Origin of the sequence: Pseudonocardia pini, from assembly GCF_013870575.1 — a bacterium.
Taxonomy (GTDB): domain Bacteria; phylum Actinomycetota; class Actinomycetes; order Mycobacteriales; family Pseudonocardiaceae; genus Pseudonocardia; species Pseudonocardia pini.
Window position 1 is genome coordinate 1 of record NZ_JACBXB010000312.1, and the last position, 6,065, is coordinate 6,065.

General features: G+C 73.2%; 5 protein-coding genes. 3 read left to right on the forward strand and 2 right to left on the reverse strand.

Features of this window, described 5'->3' with window-relative positions; translation table 11 throughout:
• Positions 1-1,489: heavy metal translocating P-type ATPase (locus H5J29_RS17885; RefSeq protein ID WP_181782095.1), on the reverse strand; the 1,489-nt coding region annotated here is incomplete at its 3' end.
• Positions 1,486-2,367, reverse strand: a complete 882-nt coding sequence (locus H5J29_RS35180) for a DUF8832 domain-containing protein (RefSeq protein ID WP_246394002.1) — start codon at positions 2,365-2,367, stop codon at positions 1,486-1,488. The genes H5J29_RS35180 and H5J29_RS17885, both read right to left, overlap by 4 nt.
• Before the next feature lie 165 nt (positions 2,368-2,532).
• Here H5J29_RS35180 and H5J29_RS35185 point away from each other — a divergent pair, with 165 nt between their 5' ends.
• The 3 genes from H5J29_RS35185 to H5J29_RS17900 all read left to right on the forward strand — a co-directional run.
• Complete coding sequence (locus tag H5J29_RS35185) at positions 2,533-3,552, forward strand: alpha/beta fold hydrolase (RefSeq protein ID WP_312858287.1); 1,020 nt, start codon at positions 2,533-2,535, stop codon at positions 3,550-3,552.
• Between the two features lie 33 nt (positions 3,553-3,585).
• A complete protein-coding gene (gene moeZ, locus H5J29_RS17895) occupies positions 3,586-4,758 on the forward strand; it encodes an adenylyltransferase/sulfurtransferase MoeZ (protein ID WP_181782097.1) in 1,173 nt (390 codons plus the stop codon).
• Positions 4,759-5,074: 316 nt separating this feature from the next.
• The coding region (locus H5J29_RS17900) for a hypothetical protein (protein ID WP_181782098.1) at positions 5,075-6,065 on the forward strand (991 nt) is incomplete at its 3' end.

Genomic DNA, 6,065 nt, shown 5'->3' on the forward strand with positions numbered 1-6,065 from the left:
CGAACCGCGCCCGCCACGCGGCGGCGACCGCACGGGCGACGGGGTGCTCGGAACCGTCCTCGACGGCCGCGGCGAGCCGCAGCACCTGCTCCGCGGACTCCCGGCCCGCCACGTGGGTCTCGATCAGCTTCATCCGGCCCGTGGTGACGGTGCCGGTCTTGTCGAGCACGACGGTGTTCACCCGCCGGGTCGACTCCAGCACCTCGGGGCCCTTGATCAGCACGCCGAGCTGCGCGCCCCGCCCCGTGCCGACCAGCAGCGCCGTGGGCGTGGCCAGGCCGAGCGCGCACGGGCAGGCGATGATCACCACGGCGACCGAGGCGGTGAACGCCGCAGAGACGCCCGCGTCGCTGCCGAGCCAGAAGCCGAGCGTGCCCACGGCCAGCGCGATCACGATCGGCACGAAGACCCCGGAGATCCGGTCCGCCAGCCGTTGGACGGCGGCCTTGCCGCTCTGCGCCTCCTCGACGAGCCGCGCCATCCGCGCGAGCTGGGTGTCCGAGCCGACGCGGGTGGCCCGCACGACCAGTCTGCCGCCCTCGTTCACGCAACCGCCGACCACCGCGGAGCCGGGGGAGACCTCGGCGGGCACCGACTCGCCGGTGATCATCGACACGTCGACGGCGGAGGTGCCCTCCTCGACCTCGCCGTCCGTCGCGACCTTCTCACCGGGCCGCACCACGAACCGGTCCCCGACCGCCAGCTGGTCGACGGGGATGCGCACCTCGGCGTCCCCGCGCAGCACCGCGACCTCCTTGGCGCCCAGCTCCAGCAGCGCGCGCAGGGCCGCTCCCGCGGTGCGCTTGGACCGCGCCTCGAAGTACCGGCCCGCGAGGATGAAGACGGTGACGCCCGCGGCGACCTCGAGGTAGATCGCGTCGGTGCCGTCGCCGCGGCTGATGGTCAGCTCGAAGGGATGGGTCATCCCCGCGACGCCCGCACCGCCCCACAGCAGCGCGTACAGCGACCAGGCCAGCGCCGCGAGCGTGCCCAGCGAGACCAGGGTGTCCATGGTCGCCTCGCCGTGGCGCAGGTTCGTCCAGGCCGAGCGGTGGAAGGGCAGCGCCCCCCACACGACGACCGGGGCGGCCAGCGCCAGCGCGATCCACTGCCAGTAGGTGAACTGCCAGGCCGGGACCATCGAGACCACGACCACCGGGACGGCGAGCACGGCGCTCACGATCAGCCGGTCCCGCAGGTCGCGGGCATGCTCGGCGGCGGGGTCGACCGGCTCGGCCTCGGCCGACGGCGGCTGCGGCAGCTGCGCGGTGTACCCGGCGGCCTCGACCGTGGCGACCAGCTCCTCCGGCGCGAGCTCGGCCGGGTAGCTGACGGTCGCCTTCTCGGTGGCGTAGTTCACCGTGGCCGCGACGCCGTCCATCTTGTTCAGCTTGCGTTCGATCCGGTTCGCGCACGCCGCGCAGGTCATGCCGCCGATCACGAGCTCGATCCGCTGCGCGTCGGCCGCCGGGGTGGTGGGGGCACTCATCGGGCGCCTCCGCTCTGCGTGCCGAAGGTGGGGACCGTGAAGTCCACGAGATGCTCCGCGCCCGCGTGCCGGAAGCGCAGGTAGAGGTGGTAGACGCCCTCCGTGGGTACCAGGGCCGTGAAGGCGATGCCGGGCCCGGAGCGGTCCTGCGGGGCGGCCCGGGTCTGCGCGGGCACCGGGACGACGGCGAGGTCCCCGGCCCGCAGCGCCACGACGTCCCCGAACGTCCCCCGGTCCGGCTCCAGGTCGGTGATCCCGGCGCCGTCGCGGCTGACCGTCGCGAAGACGGCGGACTGGATGCCCGCGCGGAGGTCCCCGTCCAGCCGGACCTGGTAGCCGTCGGCCTGCGCGGACCGGCCGGGAGCGGTCTCGACGGGAGAGAAGTCACCGGGGACGAACAGGTCGGTGCCGAGCGTGGTGGGGGTCCCGCCCGCGGGGGTGAACTGTGCGATCGCGCGCCACGCCCCGGCACTCGGCAGCCGGAGCGGGGTGACCCACCCGCCGTCGCCGGACGGCTCCGGGTAGAGCGCCTGGAACCCCGCCCCGTCCCGCCGGACGACGAGGATCCGCAGCTCGGCGCCGTCCTCGCGGGGTTCGTAGGTGGTGAGGGGCCCGCTGGGGCCGGTCACCGTGACCTGCAGGTCCGCGGTGCGGTTCGCGGTGAACGTCGTGGTCTCGGCGGCGAGGGTGTACCCCTGGGCCACGGAGGACAGCCCGTCCGTGAGGGTCGGGAGCGGCACGTCCGAGCCCATGTGCTGCTCGACGGCGGCGGGTGCGGTCGTGAACTCGGGGCCGAGCAGCGCGCCGCCGCCCCAGGCCGCGCCGAAGACCACGCCGAGGATGCCGACGTAACCGCCGAGCCGGACCGCCGTGAGCATCGCGCCTCCTTCTCCCGAGTGTCCCCTTCCGTGCCGCGAACATACCATCGGGGGGTATCCGGGGCTGGGGCGACCGAGCGTTCGGGTGATCAACGATCGGCTGCACGGAGTGGTGACGGCTACTCGGAGTGGCCGGCGGGCCGGGGTTCTTGTCATGCTCGTCGTGTGGTCTCGCTCCCGCTGCCGCTCGTTCACCCGCGGTCCATCCCGGCGCCCCGCGCCCGGGTGGGGACCCCGGGCGACCTCGACGACCTGCCGCCGCTGCCCGTGCACCAGGCGCCGTGGCCGGGCAGGCACGTCACGGCGGGCGGGGTGACCCTGCACGTCCGGGAGACCCCGGGGGCGGGGGAGGACGCCGTCTACGTGCACGGGCTGTCCGGCTCCGCCACCAACTGGACCGACCTGGCGTACCTGCTGGCCCCGAAGGTCGCGGGCACCGCCGTCGACCTGCCGGGGTTCGGCTACACCGAGCCCGTCCCCTCCTGCGACTACTCGCCCGCCGGGCACGCGGACGCGCTGCTCTGCTGGCTCGCGGGCCGCGGGCGCCCGGTGCACCTGGTGGGGAACTCGCTCGGCGGGATCGTGTCGATGCTCGTCGCCGCCCGGCGCCCGGAGCTCGTGCGGTCGCTCACCCTCGTCTCCCCGGCGATGCCGGACCGCAGGCCCGACCCCCGTCGGATGTCCGACCCGCGGATGGCGCTGGCCTGGATCCCCGGCCTGGGCAGCAAGGCCCGCGCCCAACTGGCGGCGGCGAGCCCGCGCTCCCGGGCCGAGGCGACCGTCGCGCTCTGCTTCGGGGACCCCACCCGGGCCACGGACGTCCGGCTCGACGAGACCGCGGCCGAGATGGTGGCCCGCGGCAGGCAGCCGTGGGCGGGGCAGGCGATCGACCGCTCCGCCTTCGGGATGTTCCGCAGCTGGATGGGGCCCGGGCTGTGGCGCGCTGCCGCGCGGGTCCCCGTCCCGACGCTCGTCGTCTGGGGGACCAAGGACCGGCTGGTGAACCCCCGGCTGGCCGCCCGCACCGCCCGCACGTTCCCGGACGGCAGGCTCGTGATGCTCGACGGCGTCGGGCACATCGCCCAGATCGAGACCCCCGACCGGGTCGCCGCGGCCGTCGGCGCGTTCTGGGACTCGCTCGCGGATGGGAAGATGTCGGCGGACGAACGTGTTGCGGCTCTGTAGAGCCTTTGCAGGAAGACCCAGGGAGCTGTTGACATGGCGCTACCGCCGCTCGTGGAGCCGGCCGCCGAACTGACCAAGGAAGAGGTGGAGCGCTACAGCCGCCACCTCATCATCCCGGATGTCGGGATGGACGGGCAGAAGCGACTGAAGAACGCGAAGGTGCTGGTCGTCGGCGCCGGTGGGCTGGGCTCGCCCGCGTTGCTGTACCTGGCCGCGGCCGGTGTGGGGACGCTGGGCATCGTCGAGTTCGACGAGGTCGACTCGTCGAACCTGCAGCGCCAGATCATCCACGGCCAGTCGGACGTGGGGCGGCCCAAGGCCGAGTCGGCGCGGGACTCCATCAAGGAGGTCAACCCGCTGGTCGAGGTGCGGCTGCACCAGACCCGGCTGGACTCGTCCAACGTCATGGACATCTTCGCCGACTACGACCTGATCCTCGACGGCACGGACAACTTCGCCACCCGGTACCTGGTGAACGACGCCGCGGTGCTGTCCGGCAAGCCGTACGTCTGGGGCTCGATCTACCGCTTCGAGGGTCAGGCCTCGGTGTTCTGGGAGGACGCCCCCAACGGGCTCGGCCTGAACTACCGCGACCTCTACCCCGAGCCGCCGCCCCCCGGCATGGTCCCCTCCTGCGCCGAGGGTGGCGTGCTCGGCGTGCTGTGCGCGTCGATCGGGTCGATCATGGTCAACGAGGCGATCAAGCTGCTGACCGGCATCGGCGAGCCGATCCTCGGTCGGCTGGTCATCTACGACGCCCTGGAGATGACCTACCGCCAGGTCAAGATCCGCAAGGACCCGGACACCCCGAAGATCACCGAGCTGATCGACTACGACGCGTTCTGCGGGACCGTCTCGGACGACGCGCAGGCTGCGGCGGTCGGCAACACGATCACCGCGACCGAGCTCAAGGAGATGATCGACGCGGGCAAGGACTTCGCGCTGATCGACGTCCGGGAGCAGCACGAGTACGAGATCGTGAGCATCCCCGGCGCGGTGCTGATCCCGAAGGACCGGATCCTGTCGGGCGAGGCGCTCTCCGAGCTCCCGCAGGACAAGCCGATCGTGCTGCACTGCAAGTCCGGCGCCCGCTCCGCCGAGGCCCTCGCGGCCCTGCACCGAGCAGGCTTCGCGGACGCGGTCCACGTCGGCGGCGGGGTGCTGGCCTGGGTGAAGCAGGTCGACTCCTCCCTCCCCAGCTACTGACCCTCCGCACCACCCGAACCGCCCGCCCCGACTCGTTCGGGGCGGGCGGTGTCGTGTGCGGCCCTTCCCGCGCGTGGTGTGGTGACACGTGACAGCGATCTGTCACTCACTGTGTTCTCGATCACTCAGGAGCAACCGATTTCGTTGCGCATGGTGATCGACTTGTCGTGACTCGTGCACTGTCCGTGTCGAAATGGGTGCTTCCCGTCAGAAAGGCTGGTCGGACACCGTTTCGGACGCCCGGTGGCGCGCGTTCGGGTGCGTAGCGTCCGGCGCCCGCGAGGCGATCACCCGTCCGGGTGCGGAGGGAGCGCGCATGGCTGAGTGGTTGACCGACGGTGCCGGTGACGGGGTGCGGGTGTGCGCGCTCCCGGGATGCGACCTCGTCGTCGAGTCGGTTCCCGGTCGTCCGGAGCGGCTCTACTGCTGCGCCGCGCACCGCCTGGCGATGCGGCGGCTGCGTCGAGCCGCAGCGCACTCCGCCGAGGACCCCGCGGTCACCGCGACGCTCCCGTGGTTGCGGGAACCGATGCCTTCGGAACCTCGGCCGGTTCGCTCCACGGTCGAAACCGAGGTCGAGAACTCGACCGCCGACGGCCGCGACCGGTCCGTCGCCGACGCTCCCACGGCCGGTCGATCCAGCTGGATGCGGGCGCTCGCCCGTCAGAAGCGGACCATCGCGGTGCTCGGTGCCACGGCGATCCTGCTCGGCGGGTACGCGTTGACCGCGGGTGCGCCGGTGGATCCGTCGCCGCCACCGAGCGTCGCCGCGCCGACCTCCGAGGAGAACTGGGCGAGCCGGGCGGAGCTGGCGTTGACCGCGGTCAGTGGCCAGCTCGAGGCGCTCGAGATCGCCGAGCAGGACTGGAAGGCCTCGCCCGTGGCGCGGGAGGGCGGGACCCCGCCGGTCGCCGTCCGGGAGATGGAGCGGCGCAGGCAGGTCCTGCAGCAGCAGCGAGCCACCCTCCAGTCCCAGCTGGAGGGCTATCGCGAGCTGGAGCGCAGCACGGACGAACTGCAGCGCGCGGACGAGCAGCTCGCCGCGATCGACGAGCTCCTCTCCGTCGACACCGGCCGGGACCAGGCCTGGTCCACGGCGCTGGCCGAGCAGCGAGAGCTGCGTGGACGGCACCGGGACGGTGTGCAGCAGCAGGTCTCGACCCTGCGCGAGGGCGTCGAGCTCGCGGTCCGCACGCCCCTGCCCGACGAGCGCTCGGAGGCCGGTCGGACCGAACGCATCACCGAGGAGGTGCGCGCGCTCGGACGCGGGGAGCCTGCGCCCGCGCCGAGCCCGACCCTGTCCGCTC